Annotated in this window: 14 protein-coding genes; 9 read left to right on the forward strand and 5 right to left on the reverse strand. The window is 45.1% G+C overall.

What is annotated here, in order from left to right; genetic code table 11:
• On the forward strand, window positions 1–2,937 hold a 2,937-nt coding region (locus AC1RR2_RS12215; protein ID WP_493222539.1), incomplete at its 5' end, for a beta strand repeat-containing protein.
• Window positions 2,938–3,094: 157 nt separating this feature from the next.
• Here the strand turns inward: AC1RR2_RS12215 and AC1RR2_RS12220 are convergent.
• The 4 genes from AC1RR2_RS12220 to hemL form a co-directional block, all read right to left on the reverse strand.
• Window positions 3,095–5,023 (reverse strand): bifunctional diguanylate cyclase/phosphodiesterase, encoded by a 1,929-nt coding sequence (locus AC1RR2_RS12220; RefSeq protein ID WP_493222540.1) that lies wholly within the window; start codon window positions 5,021–5,023, stop codon window positions 3,095–3,097.
• 91 nt (window positions 5,024–5,114) lie between these two features.
• A complete protein-coding gene (locus AC1RR2_RS12225; protein ID WP_493222541.1) occupies window positions 5,115–5,807 on the reverse strand; it encodes a transglutaminase-like cysteine peptidase in 693 nt (230 codons plus the stop codon).
• A 220-nt stretch (window positions 5,808–6,027) separates the two neighbouring features.
• Complete coding sequence (locus AC1RR2_RS12230) at window positions 6,028–7,893, reverse strand: TolC family outer membrane protein (RefSeq protein WP_493222542.1); 1,866 nt, start codon at window positions 7,891–7,893, stop codon at window positions 6,028–6,030.
• 151 nt (window positions 7,894–8,044) lie between these two features.
• On the reverse strand, window positions 8,045–9,331 hold the full coding sequence (gene hemL / locus AC1RR2_RS12235) for a glutamate-1-semialdehyde 2,1-aminomutase (RefSeq protein WP_493222543.1): 1,287 nt from the start codon (window positions 9,329–9,331) through the stop codon (window positions 8,045–8,047).
• Window positions 9,332–9,630: 299 nt separating this feature from the next.
• Between hemL and AC1RR2_RS12240 the strand changes: the two genes are divergently transcribed.
• The 6 genes from AC1RR2_RS12240 to AC1RR2_RS12265 all read left to right on the forward strand — a co-directional run bounded on the left by AC1RR2_RS12240 (window position 9,631) and on the right by AC1RR2_RS12265 (window position 20,747).
• Complete coding sequence (locus AC1RR2_RS12240) at window positions 9,631–9,801, forward strand: rubredoxin (protein ID WP_493222544.1); 171 nt, start codon at window positions 9,631–9,633, stop codon at window positions 9,799–9,801.
• Window positions 9,802–9,987: 186 nt separating this feature from the next.
• Window positions 9,988–10,389 carry a response regulator gene (locus AC1RR2_RS12245; RefSeq protein ID WP_493222545.1) on the forward strand — a complete coding sequence of 134 codons (402 nt, stop codon included), beginning with the start codon at window positions 9,988–9,990 and terminating at the stop codon, window positions 10,387–10,389.
• 64 nt (window positions 10,390–10,453) lie between these two features.
• Window positions 10,454–10,819, forward strand: coding sequence for a response regulator transcription factor (locus AC1RR2_RS12250; protein ID WP_493222546.1), 366 nt, complete (start codon window positions 10,454–10,456; stop codon window positions 10,817–10,819).
• 12 nt (window positions 10,820–10,831) lie between these two features.
• Entirely contained in the window at window positions 10,832–11,431 is a 600-nt protein-coding gene (locus AC1RR2_RS12255; RefSeq protein WP_493222547.1) for a chemotaxis protein CheW, read from the forward strand.
• 282 nt (window positions 11,432–11,713) lie between these two features.
• Window positions 11,714–13,858, forward strand: a complete 2,145-nt coding sequence (locus AC1RR2_RS12260) for a methyl-accepting chemotaxis protein (RefSeq protein ID WP_493222669.1) — start codon at window positions 11,714–11,716, stop codon at window positions 13,856–13,858.
• Between the two features lie 91 nt (window positions 13,859–13,949).
• A complete protein-coding gene (locus AC1RR2_RS12265) occupies window positions 13,950–20,747 on the forward strand; it encodes a hybrid sensor histidine kinase/response regulator (protein WP_493222548.1) in 6,798 nt (2,265 codons plus the stop codon).
• A gap of 61 nt (window positions 20,748–20,808) precedes the next feature.
• Here AC1RR2_RS12265 and AC1RR2_RS12270 read toward each other — a convergent pair whose 3' ends face one another.
• Window positions 20,809–22,284 (reverse strand): cryptochrome/photolyase family protein, encoded by a 1,476-nt coding sequence (locus tag AC1RR2_RS12270; protein ID WP_493222549.1) that lies wholly within the window; start codon window positions 22,282–22,284, stop codon window positions 20,809–20,811.
• Between the two features lie 243 nt (window positions 22,285–22,527).
• On the opposite strand from AC1RR2_RS12270, the gene AC1RR2_RS12275 reads away from it, so the two are divergent.
• Together AC1RR2_RS12275 and ruvX are read left to right on the forward strand one after the other, a co-directional pair.
• Entirely contained in the window at window positions 22,528–23,142 is a 615-nt protein-coding gene (locus AC1RR2_RS12275) for a YqgE/AlgH family protein (RefSeq protein WP_493222670.1), read from the forward strand.
• Window positions 23,142–23,558: a Holliday junction resolvase RuvX gene (ruvX, locus tag AC1RR2_RS12280; protein ID WP_493222550.1), complete on the forward strand. Its 417-nt coding sequence runs from the start codon at window positions 23,142–23,144 to the stop codon at window positions 23,556–23,558. The genes AC1RR2_RS12275 and ruvX overlap by 1 nt, the downstream gene beginning before the upstream one ends.
• The last annotated feature ends 90 nt before the right edge of the window (window positions 23,559–23,648 follow it).

Below are 23,648 nucleotides of genomic sequence, written 5' to 3' on the forward strand. Positions count from 1 at the left end.
ACGGACAATGACAAACCGACCGTAACGACCGTAGAACCAGGCGCACCAGGTGTAGGTGATAACAATGTGGTCGAAGGCACTAACTTGGTCTACACCGTGACCTTGTCGGGCACGACGTCGAATACCTCAACCTATGCTTACACCTTAGGTGGTGGTACTGCGACCGCAGGCAGTGATTACAACACGACCCCAACGTTCAGCAATGGCGTGACTTTAGTCGGTGGCAATCTGATCGTTCCAGCGGGTGTAGCGAGCTTCACGGTGACGGTAGCAACGATTGACGATGTGGCCTTGGAGTCAGTGACACCAGAAACTTTACCATTGGTGATTGCAGGCGTGACCGGCGCTGGTGGCATTACGGACAATGACAAACCGACCGTAACAACCGTAGAACCAGGTGCACCGGGCGCAGGTGACGACAATGTGGTCGAAGGCACTAACTTGGTCTACACCGTGACCTTGTCGGGTATGACGTCAAACACTTCAACCTATGCTTACACCTTAGGTGGTGGTACCGCGACCGCTGGTAGTGATTACAACACAACGCCAACGTTTAGCAATGGCGTGACTTTAGTCGGTGGTAACTTGATCGTTCCAGCGGGTGTAGCGAGCTTCACGGTCACGGTAGCCACAATCGATGATGCAGTGGCTGACTCTGCTACGACGGAAACATTGCCAATGGTCATTGGTGGCGTGACAGGTAATGGTGGTATTGTTGATAATGAGCCAGTGCCAACTGCTGCTGTATCGAATGTTACGGTTGCTGAAAGTGGTGGGTTTGCTCAGTTTACGTTAAGTTTAAGTGGATTGAGTAGTGTTGCAACCAGCTTTAATTTGGCCCTAACTAATGGATCTGCGAGCGGTGCAGGCGTAGATTATGGCTCAGCTGGCGCAAGTAATTTGCAAGTGTCCACAAATGGAGGTACTACATGGGTAAATGCAAATACTGTTACCATTCCTGCAGGTACATTGAACGTCTTAGTGCGTACGCCAATTCTTACTGATTCTTTAGTTGAGTCAGCAGAGAATTTCACTTTGACTGCAACTAGAACAGCAGGCGTAACAAGCAATGTGACGGCAGTAGGTACAGCAACAATTACTGATAATGTCTTACCAACAGTTGCAGCTCAGAGTGGTAATGTATCAGAGGAAGGGTTGAGTTCAGGTATAACAGATACAGTAGGTAATCCAAGTGATACGACAAACTCCACTACGACTTCCGGCACAATGACTGCAACAGATCCTGATGGTACGGTGAGTGCGTGGAGTTTGACTTCCGCCCCTGCAGGCATAACATCGAACGGTGTGGCAGTGACTTGGAATTTGGTGGGACAAACTTACACAGGTACTGCAGGCGCGACTCAGGTAGCAACATTAACCATCAATAACACAGGCGCATATACATTTAATTTGTTGGCACCTATAGATCATGTTACTGCTGGTGGTGAAAATATCCGGGCATTGAGTTTTGGAGTTGGTGCTAGTGACGGATTTGGTGTTGGTACTGGTACCTTAACGATTAATATTGAAGATGACTCACCTGTGACTACGGTGTTCTCGCATCAGTTATTTGTTGGTGTAGATAACATCAGTGTGAACGATCTGGATGCAGGTTTCGTCAATGCGGTCAATACAAGTGGCGGCGCAGTAACGAATGTCAATGTAGATTCAACTGATACATTATCTGATCGCTTGCTGTGGGGTACAGGCGGTACGCAGTCTGGTTATGATTTGGTCGATACAGTGGGATTTACAAGCTCTACAGGAACTACTGTGACTTTAGGTCAGCTTTTTGAGGTTGGTAAATTTACGCATAATAATTTCCCAGTGTCAGGTGCGTCGCTAGATAAAACTGATTTGACTATTTCATTTGATGTAGTTATCAATGGCGTATCAACTAATGTTCCATTTACGGTCGTTTTGGATCACACCGAAACAACTAACACCAGTGATCCTGAAGCATCTAAAGATATTATTCAGTTACCGGCCACGAGTTCAACGATCAATATTGCTGGACAAAATTATGTGGTTAATCTGAATGGCTTTAAAGATGCAGACGGCAATCTGGTAACGCAAATCCGAACACTTGAAAGCGCAGCGAGCACTTTCGGTATTTTTGCCTCAGTGACCACAGTCGAACCTTTGCCGGTAGCGTCAGGCAGAGTGCTTGCACAAGGTGGTGCTGATGGATTGACAAGTGCGGTTTCTTGGAGTGGCACAAGTACTTACGGCACCTTTGTCGGCAATGCGGATGGTACTTACACATTCACAATGAACGAAGCGACCAGAAGTTCGTTAGCGACGGGCACTCAGTTGACGGCATCGTTTAACTATACTTTCACCGACCGTGACGGCGACACATCGACCAATGTGTTGAACATTGAGATTGGTGGATATAGAAATATTGAAGGTACAGCAACAGCGAATACATTAACTGGACAAAATAGCGTCGCAGATATTTTGTTTGGTTATGCTGGTAATGACACGTTAAGTGGAAACAGTGGCGATGACGTTCTGATCGGTGGCGCTGGTAATGATAGTTTAACTGGCGGTGCTGGCGCAGACACATTTAAGTGGTCATTGAATGAAAATGGAACCACTGCAACACCTGCCGTAGATAGAATCACTGATTTTGCAACCGCTAATTATTCTACAGGTGGTGATCGTCTTGATTTACGTGATCTGTTGGTCGGCGAATCCAGTGCAACGCTGGATAAGTTCCTGCATTTCAATTTCGATGGTACAAACACTACTTTGTACATCAGTACATCGGGAGCATTTACTGCAGGTAATCCTGTGGCATCCAATCCAACGAATGTCACAAACAACGATGTGCAACAGATTATCTTTAATGGCGTGAATTTGACCAGTAGCTTCACTACCGACCTGCAAGTGATCAATGATTTGATTGCGAAAGGAAAGTTGATTACTGATTAACCCAAATCAGTAGATATGAAAAAGGGACTATGTTTTTTGCATAGTCCCTTTTTATTTTAAGTTGAGTTTTTGAGTTTTATTTCTAATTCAATTCACATTGATAAATCCACGAGCTCATTCAAGAGGCAGATCGCGGCCTAGCAATTGTCATTGCGATTTATTGATTCACCAGTGGAAAAAGTCTGCCTACTTCTGGGCCGGTTGCACCATCTAAACCCAAGTGATTAATCATTTCCAATTCCGCAGCACTAGTCACACCTTCCGCGAAAATTGACAGTGCAAGTCTATGCACGATAACGCAAATACCTTTAATAAACGCTTGATTAGCTTCATTGAGTTCAATATTTCTAACAAAACCACCATCGAGTTTGACGTAGTTTAGTTTTAAATCATGAATCAAATTGATTTTGTCGAATTGCCGGCCGAAGTGTTCCAAGCCTAGTTTGCAACCTGTACTTGAAATGTCTTTATGGAAGGCGCGGAAACCATCAATATTTGCAAATGCACCGTTTTCAGGGATCTCTAACCAGAGTCGTTTACTTGCCTCAGGCTTAGCCAGCATCATGCTTCTAATTTGCGTTCTGAATGAGGCACTTTGTGTCGATTGTGCCGAAATATTGACTGCGATATCCTCTTTCGATGAAGATTTTTGTAACTCGTCCAATGCCAGTTTAATCGCAATTAAATCGAGTTTTTCTGTCAGACCCAAGCGTTCTGCTATAGGGAGAAAGCGGCCGGCAGGGAACCATTCACCTCCAAACATCAAGCGTAAGGCAGACTCTTTGTGTAATAGCGTGCCATCAGTTGAGGTAACGGGGAAATAGGCGAGTTTTACCCAATTTTGTTCGATAGCGCGTAAGATTAATTTAGACCATTCTTCGGCACTGCGAGGTGCTTGTTCTATGTTCAAAGGGGTGGATTTGCAAATATTACTGATGCCATTTGCCTCTGCGCTGGCAAGAGCGGCATCAATTTGTGCCAATAAACTTCCCGTACTAATTCCGTATTCGTAGCCGCCGAAACCAATGAAAACCGCGCAAGTTTCGGGCATTGCGGAAAAGATGTTACCAATTTCGGCTAATAATTTTTGTGCGATGGGCTCGGCGTCGCTCTCGCGAAAAAGCAGCGCGAAATCAGTACCATTTAAACGTGCAGCAAACCCATCAGGTAATTGGGTTTGATAGCTACGCAAAAGTTTTCCTAAATCTTTGAGTAGTGCTTCGGTCTTATTTCTGCCCAAAGTCTTGTTGGCTAGCGCTAAGCCTTGTCCAGATAGTTTGATCATGAGCAAGCTACCTGCTGGCGCATTCTCTTCCTCTATCGCGACTTGAAGTTGGGCTAAGAAATGAGCCCGGTTTGCAAGGCCGGTTGCCGCATCAGAGTTGGCTTGCTGGCGCAGTGTTTCTAAGCGCTCAGCCTCCGCAGCGAACATCGATTGCAATAAGCCGACGGTGGAGTTCATCGCGGTTGATAATTGCTTGAGTTCGGGAACATTAGATTCTGGTGTAATAATAAATCGACGTTCGGTGATCCCTTGTGCTTGCGCAATAACTGCGTTTAAAGGTTTTTTCAAACGACGCAGAACCAAGGCGCCCAAATAGCATGCCACCAGGCCTGATAAGGCTAAAGCGGCGAACATTTCCTGCGCGGATTTCCACAGGGTGTAGTAGGCGTCACCACTTTGACTAACCAACGCAATCGTTCCCAATTGTTTCCAGCCATTGCTAATTTGTGCTTGGCCAGGCGTTGATTGAATAGGGAATAATGCCATAAACCACTCAGGAACCCGCGACAGTTCTAAGCCGGCTTTTTTTTCTATCAGAACTTTTCCCGCCGGATCAAGCATTTTGATTGATGCATAGTGCCCATTGTCAAATAAGGAGCTGAGAATCAATTCCAATTCAATCGGATCAACATTTTTTTGGCTCAAGGACAAAGCCAGAACTGTCGCATTGTCTGAATTTTTCATCCTTAATTGCTCATTTAAATAAGCACGAGAACTCATCGTTGAAGCGAATAAACTGCCGGCGAGTGCAATTAAGGTACTCAAGATAATGGCGAACCATAGTTGGCGATACATCGACATAGTCTTTCCTTTGAAAATTTTTAATTCTTGCTACTGTGTTTGTCCTCGAGTACTTCACTCAATGAGCAGACAAATGCATATGCTTCGATCATCACTCAAATCCTTCTTTATGAGCTCGTTCCAATAAATCTTGCCAGCGCGAAAGGCGGCTCGTACCACCGGGACCTAAGCTTGCATTGCTAGCCGAGCCTGCAAAAATACCTAAGCCATTAAAACTGAAAATCGGACTTAAATCGGTGCGGCGCGAGGCTGGCCGAATATCCGTAATCAGATTATCTAGAATTAAAGGTTCGCCATCGGCTGAAGGATAAAATGCGAGCACCATATGCGCTTGTGTCACACTACTATTCGGGCCGCCTATGCGTGCTTTGACATAAACTAAACGCAACTGCGAATCCGGAATATTTAAACTGCGCAAGCTAAAGTATTTGGCAATAACATAATCTTCACAATCCGCTTTGCCTTTGGATAAACTTTCTAAAGGTGTCGCCCAATAATCAGACTGACCCCATAGGTCGATATCGTCTGTGTAACTCAACTTTCGATTAAAGAACTGATTAACTTTTTGTAGTTTGGCATCCAAGCTTGCATCACTTAACCCAGAGAGAAGATTATTCCATTCATTGAATGTTTGTTCATTATTCGACAATGCACGATAACTTTGTCTCAGCTTATCCCAATTTAATCCATAAGAAAAAGGGACTAATGCCAAAGCAGCGACAAATAAAATTATCGATAGTGTAAAACGTCGACCATGTCGTTGATGGTTAGCGGATGTGAACAATTAGAAATCTACCCAGTGTGCAAATAAGCTATGTGAGACTATTTTCAAAGCTTAGCAAAAATCTTGATCCACGTTATAAGCTTCGATATTGTTCTACCCATTCTACAAGAAAAAATACTCACCTAGAGAAACATAAAGTTCTGTCCGGTATCGTCGAAGTTTTTTGTAAAAAAAGCCCGTAAAAGTTACGGGCTTTTTTAATTCTAACAGCGAAGCATAATTACCATTGTTTTGCTTTTGGCCCAAAAACCAATTCATTCACGATTTGCCATTTGCCATTTATTTCTTCCCAGTAGATGGTTTTTTGCAAATTGTCTTGATAGATTACCGAACGATAATCTTGCTGGAAACTAGTTGTCGCATGTTTTGCATCTTGCATGCTGAATTTTATGTCAGACAAATCTAGAGTGATTTTCTCTGCACTAAATAAACGCGCACGTCTCGCCGATTTCCAAGATTCACGAGAAGTATAATTTTTCGAGTAATAACTAAAATAGGCTTCTGGGTTACGACTTACCCATGCCTCGCGCCAGCCCTTAAGTGAATTCAATATCGAGCTGCGCGCCAGGCTCTTACTGTCAACAGGGACTGCAGGGCTCTCGTTCGTGGTTACTTTCGCTGCTGGTGGAACAAGTGCAGTTTGTTTAATGGGTTGTTCTGTAAACGAGATACCTTCAAGTGCTCTTTTATCTAATGCAGCTTTATTAATTACGTAGATATCAGGTGACTCGATAGGGCAGTTTGCCGATGCTTCATCCGCTTTGGCATCTAACATCTTTAAGGTGTTGTCGCCATCATCTCTACGTGCTAGGCCGATTGCAGCATGCAATTTGCCCATGCCTGCGTGGGTTCGGGCATAAGACATGAACAGATCGATCTCGGCGTTTGTAAATGAGCGCTTTGCTTGAAACAACTCGTTCTCAGTATCGAGTAAATCTAATAGTGAGCGTTGACCAATATCGAACTGTTGACGATAGGCATCGCGGGCTTTTTCGATAGAGAGTTGATGTTGGTCAAGGAAATTTAGCTGCTCAGTCAACTTGCGTGTGTCATTGTAAGCAATCGCCAAAGTTTGTCGTATATCTCTGCAAGCTTTGTCTCTTAAGTCTTTCGCAATATTGACTTGATTGGCTGCTTCTTGAACCCGGGCTTTATCACTGCCACCATTGAACAAATTCCACGTCATTACAATTTCTGCGGAGTTGTTGTTGGTGCGACCCGTCAAGTAGTTAATATTATTAGCGCGTTCGCTGCGAGCTTTGAAGTCAAGACGAGGTTGATAGGCAGAACGTCGGGAATCTAAACCACTATTGACCGAGGCAATATTTTCTATGCTTGCTAACAAAGCTGGATGGGTGGTGAAGGCAGTATGTAAGGCTGAGGTAATCGAATTTGGCATGCCACTTGAAAATACATTGAGATTTTCAAGATCTTTACCCGGCATTACGCCTACCAGTCTTTGGAAGCGGGCGCTAACATCATGTAGATTTGAAATCTCTGTGACCAGATTGGATTCTGCCAAGGCAAGCCTTCCCGAGATCTGTTCCAAATCGACACGGCGGCTGACTCCTGCTTTTGTTTTTGCTTGAATTTGTTCAAAGACGGCACGGTGACGGACATAATTGTCTTCTGATAAAGCAACTAACTTGCGGAAACGAACTACATCAGAATAAGCACGCACGACTTCAAGTGCGACTGCTTCCGAAGTGTCCTGCAGCTCAAAGAAACGTACACGTTTCAAGTGATCGAGCTGTTTAACCTGATTACTGGTAAGAAAACCATCAAACAACATTTGATTGAGGCTTATGGCTGCAGAACTGCGTGATAAATCAGACTTACCTAAGCGCGTCTCGTGATTATCTTTACCTGTGTCAAGGCTTAAGTTGATACTTGGCAAATAAGCACCAAACGCAGCGTCGCGGCCTGAACTGGTTGATTGGAAGCTATGCCACTTTGCTTGTACTTCAGGATTGCTCAAGATCGCTTGTTGTGCGGATTCCTTGAGCGTTTGAGTTTGCGCCTGAGCCCATAAAGTTGTCGAAATTAAGCCAATGGAGAGACTGAGTTTTCTTAGGTTTAGTTGCATTTTTTTCTCGAAAGATCAAAGTAAGTGCGGCGAAAGATATCAGAAGCTTATCGGTACGTATATTGAAAAATGTAGGTCTTAATGTCTATTTTTCAAAAATTAACAGATTGTGAGATTCCAGGTAAATTGGTAATTATTATTTACACGCCAATTATTTACATGTTAATTCGCCAAATGCCAAACGCGCCGCGTCAATTGTCGTTTCTATCACCTTATCATCGTGAGTAGCAGAGACAAATCCAGCTTCGAAGGCGGAAGGAGCAAGATATATGCCATGATCTAACATCTTATGAAAAAAGACGCTGAACTGCTTTGCATCAGACTTCATAACTTGTTCGAAACTGGACGGGATTGTTTCATTGAAATACAGGCCAAACATGCCACCAATTGCATCTGCGCAGAAGTTCAGTTTTGACTCTTGCGCGACTAAATTTAAACCATCAACCAATTTTTGCGTTTGCGCTGCTAATTTTTTGTAAAAGTCCGGTGTTTGAATTAATTTCAATGTCGTTAAGCCAGCGGCGACCGCGACAGGGTTGCCTGATAAGGTACCAGCTTGATAAACGCCACCCAAAGGTGCCAGATGTGCCATGATATCGGCTCTTCCACCAAAGGCAGCAACAGGTAGTCCCCCCCCAATCACTTTGCCTAAAGCAGTTAAGTCAGGCTTGATGTTGTATAAAGACTGCGCGCCACCAAGTGCGACACGGAAGCCACACATCACCTCATCGAAAATCAAAATACTGCCATGCTGTGTGCAGAGGCGTCGCATGGTGTGAAGAAATTCTTCAGTGGCTTTGATCAAGTTCATATTACCCGCGACTGGTTCAACGATGATACAAGCAATCTGATCACCAAACTGCTGAAATGCTGATTCAAGTTGATCGCAATTGTTGTAGTCCAGCACTAAAGTATGCTTGGTGAAATCTTCAGGTACGCCGGCCGAAGTAGGGTTGCCAAAGGTCAGTAGGCCGCTGCCCGCTTTGACTAGAAGTGAATCTGCATGGCCGTGATAGCAGCCCTCAAATTTAATTATTTTGTCACGCTTGGTTGCGCCCCGCGCGAGACGCAGAGCGCTCATGGTCGCTTCGGTGCCGCTTGAAACCAATCGTACTTGTTCAATAGAAGGAACCAATTTGCATATTTCTTCTGCCATTAAAATCTCGGCTTCGGTCGGCGCACCGAAACTTAAGCCCAGACTCGCAGCTTGCTGAACAGCTTGAATAACCTGAGGGTGAGCGTGCCCCAGAATGGCAGGCCCCCAAGATCCTATATAGTCGATATATTTCTTATCGTCCGCGTCCCAAAAGTACGGGCCTTCGGCTTTCTTGATAAAGCGAGGCGTACCGCCTACTGAACGGAAAGCACGTACTGGCGAATTAACGCCGCCCGGCGTGGTTACTTGTGCTCTTTGAAATAATGTTTCATTTAATGACATAAAAGTGCGCTCAAAAAATTATTAATAGAATTGTCTAATTGCAAAATCGGTGTTGCGCGTCGTTCTTGTGATGTCTTGTTATGACGCTACACCAAAATAAGTTAAGTGAAAAAATGATGAAAATAAAAATGACACTGCCAAATTTGCGAGGAAATTTGTGGAATAAAAAGCGAAGATTGATTATTCTTGCGTGTCCTATCTCCTAACAAGCTGGTTGTAAGTTAATATATTCAACACATTGTGCGGGTGATAATACCTCAAGCCAAAGTTTAAGTCGTTATCTAAAAGGAATTGATTGCGTGGAATATAAGACATTGATGTGTTTAATATGTGGTTGGATTTACGATGAGGAGCAAGGACTCCCGCAAGATGGCATACCAGCCGGAACCAAATGGGAAGATGTGCCGCTCAATTGGACTTGCCCAGAATGCGGCGCACGTAAAGACGATTTTGATATGGTAGCAATATAGAATTAGTTGACTAAATTAAATTGAATTAAGGGCATCTACATTAACTTGCTTAATATGGGTTTTTTTTCTGTGCGACGGCCTGAATTGTTGTTTCATGGTGAAGAATGGCCGAAAAATTGCTTCAAGCTAGTTAATTTTTGTTAAAGTGCGATGTAGTAATAACTCTTTCCACTCCGAGAACGTCTCATGTCAAGCACAACAGGCAATGAAAATTTAAGAATTTTAGTGATAGACGACAGTAGTACTATTCGTCGATCTGCGGAAATATTCTTGGGGCAAGTTGGCTATAAAGTGGTTTTAGCAGAGGATGGCTTTGATGCGCTTGCTAAGATTAACGATACCCACCCCCACCTAATTTTTTGTGATATTTTGATGCCCAGGCTTGATGGCTATCAAACTTGTGCCTTGATAAAAAAGAGCGCCAAATTTCGTGATACGCCTGTCATCATGTTGTCTTCCAAAGATGGCCTTTTTGATCGTGCTCGTGGCGCTATGGTGGGCTCAGAGGAGTATTTAACAAAGCCCTTTACTAAAGATAGCTTGCTGAAAACGGTGCGTAAATATACATCTGAAGCACATTCGAGTTGATGTTTTCAGACTATGTTTTCAATGAATTTTAAATAAGTTTCAAAAATATTTTTCGAGGTTGAAAATGGCAATACAGAAAATCCTTATCGTCGATGACTCTCCGACTGAGCGTTATTTTTTAACAGATATACTTGTAAAAAACGGTTTCTCCGTATCGACCGCTGAAAACGGCGAAGATGCTCTCACTAAGATTAAGGCAGATAAGCCGCAACTCATTTTGATGGACGTGGTAATGCCAGGTCAGAACGGATTTCAAATTACTCGTGCGATCTCACGAGACCCTGAAATGCAAGATGTTCCTGTGATTATTTGCACAAGTAAAAATCAAGAGACTGATCGTATTTGGGGTTTACGCCAGGGAGCGCGTGATTATTTGGTAAAGCCAATTGACCCACAAGAGTTGTTAGCAAAAATCGCTGCACTCGGTTAAATACAACTAGCTATGACAGAGAACGCCATCGATAAAGTCGCATTTGCGGAACCCGAAGTAACGCTATCTAAATCAGTCAGACGACGCGCTCGTTTGCGTGATTTTCAAGCTCAATTGATGGAGCGCATGCAAGCTGCAAAGGCTGGCTCCCACGTTCGTGCCAATCAACTTGGCGTTTTAATTGGACGTACGCGTTATCTTATTGATTTGCGCGAGGCAGGTGAGATAGTTTCATCTGGAAACTTGACTAAAGTTCCGCTGACCAAGGCATGGTACCTTGGACTTTCAAATGTGCGTGGTAGCTTGACCAGCGTAATTGATTACTCCCTATTCGAAGGTGGTGAACCGACCAATCAAGACTCTTCTTGTCGGGTTTTGGCTTTCTCGAATAGCTTATCGTTTAATAGTGGCTTATTAGTCTCAAAGGTCTTGGGCTTACGCAATGCTGATGAGATGCAGTTGATTGATGATAGCGAAGAACTCGCTACACAAGAAAAGAAAGCCAGATCGTGGGTTTTGAATAGATTTATCGATGCAGATGGCCAAATCTGGTCGCAATTAAGCCTCTCACTTTTAGTGCAAGATCAGGAATTTTTGCACATAGGTTTGTAAAAAAAGAAATAACGTGCAGGTAATATAAAGAAAGCCTAGCTTTTCAATCGTTTAGGAGATTTTGTAATGGCATTAAATACCCAACCACATTCGACTGAGGATCAGGAAGTCCAAGATCTAGACTTCGCGAATCAAGCTTCAGAGACACCGATGCGTTCTATCGAAAGTGAAATTGTGCCGGTTGCAGAGATTGAAGAAGCGCAAAATGTTCGAAGCGTGACAGAAGACTTGGCAGAACCCATCGTTGCAACCCCAGAAGAAGTTCCATTTGAAGAAAGAACGATGGATAGGGTTGATGCCACAATTATTGGCAATGCAATCGAAGGTGGGCGTGATGTGCGATTGCCATTAATTGGTCATTTGCCGCTGCAGAAGCAGATTCGTTATTTATTGATCGCAATGTCGGTGTCCTTGGTATTGAGTGCGATCTTTGTTTGGTTGAATGCGAGTCAATCTGCATTGATTTCTACGCAAGCACAGATTGCCGGCGAGGTCTTGATGCACTCGCAACGTATCGGTAAGGCAGCGCCAAACGCGATTTACGGCAAACCTGCAGCGTTTTCGCAATTGGAAGAGAGTCAGAAAGCAATTAATTCAAACTTGAATGTATTGATTAATGGCGGCGACTATAAAGGCCGTACAATTTCTAAACCAGGCTCAGCAGCTGAACCAGTTTTGGCTGCCACCAAACGTGCTTGGTCTAATTCGAATAATGCCGCAACCGTCGTTTTGAAAACCAAGAAAGAGTTGGCTGGATTTAGAGATGACTTGGAGAACATGAACTTGTTGTCTCCAACACTGGCAAGTTTATCTGATGAAATTTCCACGCAAAAAGTACAAAGCGGTGCGTCTGCACAAGCGATTTTCGCGTCCGGCCAATTAGTTATGTTGACGCAACGTCTGGCTCGAAGCGCGAGTGAATTCATGACACCAGAAGGTATTAATCCAGAAAAAGCATTCTTGTTAGGAAAAGATGCAAACACCTTCTATGAGTTGGTTGAAGGCTTTTTGAATGGTAGTGAGATCAATAAACTGGCTGCGACTAAAGAGCCTGCGATCCGCGCCAAATTAACTGAGTTGCAAAAAACGTTTGCTGAATACAGAACGCACGTCAACAATATTTTGGCAAAAAATAACGATTTTATTGAAGCGAAAAAATCGGAACAGTTAATTTTTAACGAAAACGAAGATTTAAAACAAAAAATTTCAGTATTGGAAAAAATTTACACTGCACAGCAAGATTCTACCAATCTGTCATTCTGGTTTTTGATTGTGACTGCCTTATTAGCTCTGGTTTCAGCGACAGGTATTGCGATCGTGTTGTTGCAAGATAGCCGTAATCGTACTAAAGAGGCGAATCAACGCCGCGTTGAGGCCGATGCCCAGATGCAATTGGCGCAAAAGCAAGAGGAGCAAGCGAACGCCGTAAATGAACAAAATCAGGCTGCGATTTTGCGTTTGATGAATGAGTTGCAGGAAGTGGCGGACGGTGACTTAACGGTTCAAGCGACGGTTTCTGAAGATATTACTGGTGCGATTGCCGACTCTGTTAATTACACGGTGGAAGAGTTGCGTGGTCTGGTAGGTCGCGTTACGAATACTGCGGTGCAAGTTACCTCTGCATCATCTCAAGCGCAAAATATTGCGGATGAATTGTTGGAAGCCTCACATCAACAAGCGCGTGAGATTGTTGATGCCGGTAAAGCGATTACTACGATGGCAAACGATATTACCGAAGTTTCCCGCTCTGCAAATGAATCTGCCGAGGTTGCGCGTCAATCAGTTGCTGCGGCGGAGCAAGGTGCCTTAGCGGTGGAAAATACGATCAAGGGCATGAACGAGATTCGTGAGCAGATCCAGGAAACTTCTAAACGTATTAAACGTCTTGGTGAATCTTCACAAGAGATTGGTGAGATCACAGAGTTGATTTCCGATATTACCGAACAGACCAACGTCTTGGCGTTGAATGCGGCGATTCAGGCAGCATCCGCGGGTGAAGCGGGTCGAGGTTTCTCTGTGGTTGCGGAAGAGGTTCAGCGATTAGCGGAACGTTCAGCTGAAGCGACCAAGCAGATTGGTGCTCTGGTTCGCACGATTCAAACGGATACGCACGATGCGGTTGCCGCGATGGAAAAATCAACTCAGGGTGTGGTTGAAGGAGCAAAACTTTCCGATGCGGCGGGTACGGCTTTGTCAGAAATTCGTAGCGTTTCTAACCGTCTTGCGGAGTTGATTCAAGGTATTTCACTGTCAACCGAGCAACAGGCGACATCAGCAAATGGCGTTGCGCAAAATATTGAACATATTTTGACGATTACTGAAAAAACACAAAACGGTACGCAACAAACCTCACTCTCCATTAAAGACTTGTCTAAGTTAGCGGAAGAATTGAAGAACTCAGTGTCTCGATTCCGGGTTACTGCCTGATTTTAGACAGCAAGTTAGATTGATTTAACTTGATCATGTATGCAACGCGAGAAACTAGCTTTCTCGCTTATAGAGTTTGCGGGGTTTAAGAATGACATCAGGTTCTTCTAAATCATCAGATTTAGGACAAGAGCAATTTGATATTGCGCCCTTGTCCTGGGTGATGACGGAGTTGCGAGAAGCGCTCTCCAGTGCGGGTAAATTGTTGGTTGCGGCTATTGGTCAAGACGCTGATGCACAGGCAACGTCTTTATTACAGGCTAAAAGTTATTTACATCAAGCCCATGGCGCCCTCCAAATTGTTGAAATTGAGGGTGTCGCAATCGTTACTGAGACGGTTGAAGAACTAATAGAAAAAATCCAGGCCGGCAAACTTGAGAATTCTCAAGATGTGGCAAACAAAATCACGGAAGCCTTTTATGCGGTGCTACGTTATTTGGAGGATTTGTTAGCTGGCAATGCGCAGCAGCCGGTAAGACTGTATCCTGAGTATCGGGCCTTGTTGGAATTGAAAGGTGCTGAGCGCATTCATCCTGCGGATTTATTTTTTCCATCTCTTTCTGTACAAGAAAAAATTCCTGAATTGACTTTGTCAGCAAACCCAGCTGCGATAAATTACAGCGCGATACGTTTGCGGTTTGAAAAGCTGTTATTGACATTGTTGACTAGTAAAAATGCGGATGCTAAGCAAGACTCGTCTAAGCAGATGAGTGTGTTGATTCACGAAATTGAACAAGCTCAGACCACCTCACAAACCAAGGCATTTTGGTTGGTGATGCGAGCGTTTTCGGAGTCAACGGCTCAGGTTGAAGCCAAAGATGAGCGGCATATTAAACAAATTTGGGGCCGCATTAATTTGCAAATCCGACGCCTGGTTGAAGGAAATACCAGTGTGCCAGAGCGCTTGCTACGTGATGCCCTTTTTTTTATTGCCCAAGTTAAAGAGCCATCTGCTTTCGTGTCGCAGATTCGCAAAGCCTACCAGTTAGATAATCACGTACCACTTGATTACGATCAAAAACGCTATGGTTTGATTGCGCCGCATGTGCTTGCATCCGCCAAAGAATTACTGGGCAATATTAAAAATTTGTGGGGCAGAATCTCCAACGGGGACACCGGTTTATCCGATAAATTTTTTCAAAAAATGAAAGATTTGGCGGAGTTGGGGAACGGCTTGCAATCGCCTCCATTGGCTAAATTATTGCGTGAATTAAATGGCATGGCGAGTCATGCGGTACGTGCGCAAGATCAAGAGCGTATGGGGCTGGAACTCGCTACATGCTTATTGTTTTTAGAAAACGCATTTGAACAGATCACGCATTTGCCCGCTAATTTTGCAACACGGGCGGACGAGATTTCTGCACGATTATTGTCGGTCGTGGGGGGGGAATCTCCCGGAAGTCAAGCAAGTTGGATAGGTGAAATTTCACGCGAAGCTCAGCAACGCCAAACTATGACGGCATTAGTTGGCGAGATGCAGGTGAGTTTGAAACATGCTGAAAAAGCTTTGGATGAGCATTTCCGTGATGTATCGAATATGGCAATCTTAGCGCCAGTTGATGGAACGCTTGCACAAATCGGCGGTGCGCTCGCGATTCTCGATCAGGAGGAGGCATTAGCGGCGGTAGCGTATACTCGTGAACTCGTCAAACAGTGCATGAGCAGCGAAGGGCCTGCTGGAATTGATATTTCAGCCTTACATCAAAAGGTTGCGCAAAATGTTGGTGCATTGTCCTTTTTTATTGAGACTTTACAGAGCCAGCCGGAGTTTGCTAAAAAACGCTTTGTGTTCGATGCAGAAGAAGGAATTTTTCAGTCTAAGCTTTTGGAAAAAGCGCCTGAAAAGGAATTATTACCTTCGGTTCCCTTAGAAACGAATGCGGAGTCAACGCCTGTTGTAACAGCAGAGCAAGATTTGCTGCAGCAACAAAAAGAATCAGAACGTTTGCTCGCGTCCTTGGTGGATGCACCGCAAAACTCTGAATTACAGGCTCAGCTAAAAGACTCGCTCGACCACGAACGTTCTTACGCGGCTCTGTTAGATGACAGTGAGGCGAGCGCCCGTGCTAAAACAGCGATCGATTTATTGGCGCATACCGATTTTTCACATCCTGATGCAGCGTTGAATGAAATTGTTGCTGCCACGACCCAAACGGATACCTCACCTGAAATTCAATTGTCTCAGGAATTGCCTGAAACAGAGGCTGAGATTGATGCGGAGTTGTTGGAAATTTTCCTCATGGAAGCTGATGAAGTTTTAGCAGCAGTACGTGAAAATATTCCATTGTCGCGCCACGATAGTGCTAATCAGGAATATTTGATACGCCTGCGCCGCTCTTTCCATACCCTAAAAGGTAGTGGGCGTATGGTTGGGTTGAATGTGTTTGGCGAGGGTGCTTGGAACATAGAGCAGGTAATGAATCTATGGCTCTCAGATTCGCGCTCAGGTACAGATGCTTTGTATGCTTTGCTTGAGTATGCTGCAACTGAAATGTTTGATTGGGTAGAGGAACTGAAAACCACCGGTAATTCTAGTCGGAATTCTGAAGCGATTATTGCTGCAGCTTTAAGAGTAAAAGAAGGATTGCCATTTAGTGTTGAAACGCAAGTAGTTACTAAACTTGATTCCGCGGAAACTACTCCAAATCTTGTGCCTGAGTTGGACTCCGTCGAGCTTGCACCTACTCTATCTGTGCCCGATGCTGAAGAAATTGTCGCGCCGGAATTGATGCTTGCTGAAGATTTAATCGATGTTCCGGAATTGAGTTTGCCGGTTGATCAGGCTTTGGCCTTGAATGCTGAGTCGCAGGTTGATGCCGATAGTGCTGCAATAGCTGGCAATGTAAGTGAGAGTTCCGGTATATCTTCTCCTGCCTTCGCGTTCGACATTTCCGTTCCTGAGTCGATCGAAACTTCAGGTGAACGTCGAATTGATGAACCAGTTTTTGCTGAAATAGCCGCTGAAGAACAATTTACTGCAGAAGTTATTGGTAGTGCAGTTGATGAAAACGACGGTTTGCTCGTTGCTCCAAACACAGAAGAAACGATTGTTGGCGTAGTTAGCGCTGAAACTGAATTGCCGATGATGTCGGATGTCTTAAGCGACTTGATGATGGATGCAAGTGAACTGCTTGTGGAGCCGCTTGATCGCCAGGCAAATGACGTTGCCACAGATGATATACCTTTGCTTGCTATAGAAACAGAACAAGCACTGGAGTCGCAGCAGCAGACTGCGCAAATTATAGAATTTCCAGATTTTTCTATGCCGGTTTCGAAAGAAAACGATAATACGAAACGCATAGGTGAAATTGAAATCAGTCTGCCTCTGCACACTATTTATATGGCAGAGACCGATGAAATCGTTCGTTTCTTAGCACAAGATTTTGCTGAATGGCGCCATGAGCCTACTCGCCCGGTTTCCCGACTTGCGGTGCATGCAGCACATTCTTTAGCAGGCAGTTCTGCGACAGTTGGATTGTTCGCGGCGCAAGAAATCGCGCATAGCTTAGAAAATGTATTGCAGCGCTTAGAGCGTCATCCAGTGAGTTTAGAGACTTCTGAATTCGACACTTTGGATCATACGGTTGAGTGTGTGAAGTTCATGTTGCAAAAATTTGCTTTGTCTGAAATGGCGGATAGGGCACCAATTGAAAATCAAAAACTGGGCCAGTTGCTAGAGGCGGTTATTGCCCGTTCGAATGTGGGTGATGACGAGGAATTCATTACTTCGACCAATGAGCGTTTAGATCCTGTGATGTTGGATACTGCGCCAGTAGAAAGTGACGAATCTGGAAATGCCGAAGCCTTGATCGTAGCGTTGCCGGTTGAAAATGAACAGCTTGAAGTTGCTTTGCCAGAAGATGTCCCACCGGAAGTTTCCCAGGACATACAAAGTAGCCATGATTTTGTATCTAGTGTTGAAGCGACTTTGTCGGAAGTTGAAGATGTAATCGCTGCCGAGCAAGAATACCCTGTGTCGGATGTCGCGGCAGAGGATCTCGTTGTTCCAGTGTCTGCTGAGGTGATGCTCGAGCCAACCAATGTGTTCGATCCGGAAGAAATGCTTGAATCAAGTGCTGTTTTGGCGCAGCCTGTAGAAGTAGTGTCTGAAGTGACTGACACTTTAGAGATGACAGCGACTGAAGAGGTAGCATCAGAATTAGCAGATGCTCTGGAGTTGACGGCTTCTAATGCGTCTGAAGTGCCATTCTCTGAGACCTTAAGCAATCTCGACGCTAACAATAGTGTTGAGATTTCTAGGTTTGATACTACGGTCGCGGTCGCTGCTCCTGCGCCCGTTGCAGAAGCAGAAAATCTGACGAGTCTCGATCGTTCCTCATCGGATATTGAATTAAAAGTTCGCGATGAGATTGATCACGACCTGCTGCCTGTTTTCTTGGAAGAGGGTAATGATCTGTTGCCGATGATAGGTCAATTGCTGAGTTCTTGGCAGCAAAGCCCTGAGGATGACGCCATCCCGCAATCCATTTTGCGTCTGATGCACACTGTTAAAGGTAGTGCCCGTATGGCAGGTGCGATGCAGTTGGGGCAGCACACGCACGATATGGAAACCCGCATCGAAAATTTGATGCATACAGGTAGCACGATTCGTCAACCTTTGCTGGAAGACCTGATTGCTCGCCAGGATTATGCAATGCACTTATTTGAGCGCCTGCAAAATCCCGATCTGGCGGCTGAAACTCTGGAGCCAGCACCTGTTGCGGAGCTGACAGTCGCTCAGGAAATCAATCAATTCCAAGATGCAATGCAGTCAGGTTTTGTGCCAGAAATTGAGGTAGACAGTGATACCACTACGGATGTTGCCACTGATGAAGCTGTATTGTCTGACATATCAAACGCTACTGAATTAAAGCTTCCTGCTTCAGATTCACCTATTGAATCGAGCAAGCCGCTTGAGTCTTCAGATATCGCAGTTGCTAAGCCGATTAAGATTTCAACTGCGCCACGTCAGTTAGCACCGCAAACGGCTACGGCAGCGGCTTCTGCGCCTGTGCCTTTGGTTCGGGTACGCGCGGATATCTTAGATCGCTTGGTAAACCAGGCAGGTGAAGTTTCAATTGCCCGTTCTAAGTTAGAGAATGAAGTTGATACGTTGAAAGCTTCTTTGTCAGAGTTGACAGAAAACGTGAGCCGTTTGCGTGATCAGTTACGTGAAGTTGAAATTCAGGCGGAAACGCAAATTACCTCGCGCATGGCATTTTCCGGTGATCGTGAATTTGATCCTCTGGAGTTCGATCGCTTCACGCGCTTGCAAGAATTGACTCGTATGATGGCCGAGAGTGTCAGCGACGTTGCCACGGTGCAAACAACTTTAAGTCGCACTATTGAGGGTGCCACGACGGATTTGAATGTACAGGCACGTTTGACACGTGAATTGCAACAAGATCTGATGCGCGTACGTATGATTCCGTTCTCTAGCGTCTCCGAGCGTCTGTATCGCATTGCTCGTCAAACTGCAAAAGAAGTGGATAAACGGGTCAACCTTGATATTCGCGGTACGTCGGTGGAGATCGATCGTAGCGTTTTGGAGAAGATGGTTGCGCCATTCGAGCATATGTTGCGTAACGCAATTGTGCATGGCATAGAAGCGCGTCAAGATCGTGTTGGTCGTGGTAAGAATGAAGTCGGCGAATTATTGATTGAGATTCGCCAAGAGGGTAACGAAGTGGTTATCCATTTCACCGACGACGGACAAGGTTTGAACATTAACCGGATTCGTGAAAAAGCAAAAACGGTGGGTTTGTTGACCGACGAAACTTTTATCAGTGAGTCAGATGTTGTGAATTTGATTTTTGAACCAGGTTTCTCCACCGCCAGCGAAGTGACAGAGTTAGCAGGTCGCGGTGTGGGTATGGACGTGGTTCGCTCGGAAGCAGCTTCACTTGGTGGTCGTGTGTCCGTGACCTCGGTTGAAGGACAGGGCGCGCATTTTACGATCCATTTGCCTTTGACTTTGGCGGTGACGCAGGTTGTTATTTTGAATGCGGGTGGTAAAACTTTTGCCGTACCTTCGGTGTTAGTTGAGCAAGTGCAGCAGTTGAAATCTGCGGCACTGGCAAATGCCTATAACGATGGCTTTATCATGTGGCAAGGTAGTCGCGTCTCTCTGCATTATTTGCCGAGTATGTTAGGCGAACGCGATGCAACTCCTGATACGCAACAATACACGCCGATTTTGATTATGAAGAGCGATAACGAACGCGTTGCAATTCATGTGGATCAGATTATTGGTAACCGCGAGGTCGTTGTCAAAAACGTTGGCCCGCAATTAGCGCGTATGATCGGTATCGCTGGTGCGACCGTACTTGGTTCTGGCAATATTGTTTTGATTTTGAATCCTGTACCTTTAGCGCAGAAATTGGAACATGAACGAGCCAAGTTGCCTGAAACTGTGGTTGATAGTCAAGATATGGGGGCCGTCGCCGAGATGGTGGAACAAGCCTCAGTACCAACACAAGTTACACCAGTTCAAGGCTTACGCTCGCATCACATTGTCATGGTGGTGGATGACTCTTTAACTGTGCGTCGCGTTACGCAACGTTTGTTGGTACGTGAAGGTTATCAGGTCGTGTTGGCGAAAGACGGTATTGATGCTTTGGAACAATTGCAGTCGATTACCCCAGACGTGATGCTGGTGGATATTGAAATGCCACGTATGGATGGATTCGATTTGACGCGTAACGTTCGTAGTGATTCCAGAACTACGCATATTCCAATTATCATGATCACGTCGCGTACTGCGGATAAACATCGCAATTACGCGGCCGAGCTTGGTGTCAATGAGTACTTCGGTAAGCCTTATCGTGAAGATGACTTGTTAGCGGCGATCAGCGGTTTTGTGAGTCAGCAAACAGAAGTGATTTCATAGATTCACAGAGTCAGTTGTAAACAATACGCCTCGAAAGCTTGAGCTCATTCGAGGCGTTTTTTTATTCGATGGCGACTTTTTTGACGACGCTATATCGTTCTAAAGTCCTTTTCCTAGCAAGCGCATGTTCGATAATGGGTAAGGGATAGTCTTCACCCAAGTTTAAATTTGCCATTTTTAATTCCATAGCACTGAGCTTCCAAGGGGCGTGAATCTGGCGTGCATTTAAAGCGGAAAGCTGTGGTAAATAGCGGCGTATAAATTTACCTTCTGTATCGAATTTTTCGGATTGTGTGATGGGATTGAAGATGCGGAAATAAGGCTGTGCATCGCAGCCAGTCGACGCCGCCCACTGCCAACCGCCGTTATTGGCGGATAAGTCGAAGTCATTGAGATGTAAGGCAAAATACGCTTCGCCCCAACGCCAGTCTATGCCCAAGTCTTTCACTAAAAAACTAGCCACGACCATACGCAGGCGATTGTGCATGTAACCAGTTTGGTTCAATTGCAACATCGCGGCATCGACTAAAGGATATCCGGTTTTGCCATCGCACCAAGCTTGGAATAATTGCTTTGCGTGTGCTCCATTTTCCCACTGTATCGCATCGTATTCTGGTTTAAACGACTGACCAATCACACGCGGATGATGGTGCAAGATCATGAAATAAAAATCACGCCAGATGAGCTCGGATAGCCAAACACTTGCACCTTGCAAGCTGCTGGCTGTTCGTATGTTACGCATTGCCTGAGCAACCAGGTACCGTATTGACACAGTGCCAAAACGTAAATGCACGGATAGGTAAGAGGGGCCCTTTACCGCAGGGAAATCACGTGTATTACCGTATTGATCTATGCGCGATAGAAAATCTTCTAATAGTGCTGAGCCTGCCGCCATGCCGCCGCGTAGTTTTAGCTCTCCCTCGTTAAGTTCTTCGAAACCCATGTCCGCAAGACATGGTAGCGAGTTATCAATATGCTTTGCCAAATGGTGTGCATATTTTTCTATTGGATAGGCCTTAAAGTAAAAATCGGCGGCCCCCTCAGTTTCGCTGGCGAGTTTTTTTAGCCAGGCATTTTTGTAGGGAGTGAATACAGAGAATGGCTTTGCAGCCAGACTCAATACTTCATCAATCTCAAAAATAACTTGATCTTTAGTCGAAACGAAGTCGCAGTTGAAACTTCTTAAAGTAAGCTCGACTGCCTGATCGCGCTCTTGTGCAGCCGGCTCATAGTCGCGATTGACGAATACGGCATTGACTTCCAATTGTGCTGCCAGGCGAGGAATCTCTTGCCGTGGATCGCCATAGCGCACGATCAGACTGCCACCTAGTTTTTCTATTTCCTGACGTAATTCAACAATGCTTTGATGAATAAATTGAACCCGGCGATCACGTTTGGGGAGCTGCTGCAAAATCTTATGATCAAATACAAAGACGCAATAGCATGCAGATGATTGCTTTAAGGCTTGATATAGCGCTGCATGATCAAAACTACGTAAATCACGGCGAAACCAGACTAAGCTTTTGAAATAGGTCATTTTTTTGCGAAATAGTTAATGTGAAAATAGTGATTTACGGTTTCCGTACTCGCGGATGGATAGGATGGTATAGAACGGCATACCGAACTTGTGCGCGGAACCATAGCACAGATCAAAAAACTCGGCTAAAACTGATAAAATACTGGGATGAAGAAGCAAAAAACACTACATTCCCCAGTCGACGACTTTGAGGGAGAGGAAATCGAACTGGTTGGCTATGATTTTTCTGACACACTAGACTCTATGATCAAGCTCAAAGTCGGCACTATCAAAGACGAAGTCGCAGCGCAATCGCTGGATTTAAGTAATCATTTTCTGATTGCGATGCCGAACATGATGGATCCCATCTTTGGTGGCACTTTGATTTATGTCTGTGAGCATAATGCACGCGGTGCCATGGGCATGGTGATTAACCGCCCGACCGACATGACGATTGCTGATTTGTTTGAACGTATCGATTTGCAGTTAGAGATTATTCCTAATTCGCACCCTATGGGACAGCATCCCGTGCTGTTTGGCGGACCGGTTCAAAGTGATCGTGGTTTCATTTTACATGCCCCTGCGGGTGAGTATTCATCTTCCTTAAGAGTCACAGATGAAGTCAGTTTTACGACCTCGCGCGATATTTTAGAGTCCTTAGCAGCTGGTGAGGCGCCGCAACGCTTGCTACTCAGCATTGGTTATTCCGGCTGGGGGGCAGGGCAGTTAGAACAAGAAATTTTAGCGAATGGCTGGTTGACGGTTCCTGCTGATTTGAGTGTGATGTTTGATCTGCCCATTGAAGAGCGTTTTGATGCCGCGATGAAGTTACTGGGTTTTGATCCATTGATGCTGGCATCTGTCGCGGGACACGCTTAATGAGTCTCATACCGACTGGTGAAACTGCTCAACTAAGTGGCTGCATCTTGGCATTTGATTTTGGCCTAAAACGTATAGGCGTCGCGGTCGGCAATACTATGCTCAGACAGGCACAGGCCCTGAGCATTATCAGCGCCGCCAGCAACGATGCAAAATTTGAGGCGATTACCAAGTTAATCCAAGAGTGGCAACCCGTTTTATGTGTGGTTGGCTTGCCCATGCACTCCGATGGCGCGGCACATGAGATGACTGTGCGTTGTCAACGATTTGCTAATCAATTGCATGGACGTTACGGGGTGAAAATCGCATTAGTCGATGAGCGTTATACCTCGGCCATGTTTAAGGTGAAACAGGGCGAGCATATTGATGATCAAGCTGCGGCGCTGATCCTGCAGCAGTATTTTGATCAAACGTAGTCGCAGTTACCAAGGTAGGGAAATAAGCTGGCGCTTGAATCGCCCGGCTTTCAGAATTTTTGATATAGATATGGTGCCAGATCACGACGA

It is taken from the genome of Undibacterium sp. GW821-FHT11H02 (assembly GCF_058808015.1).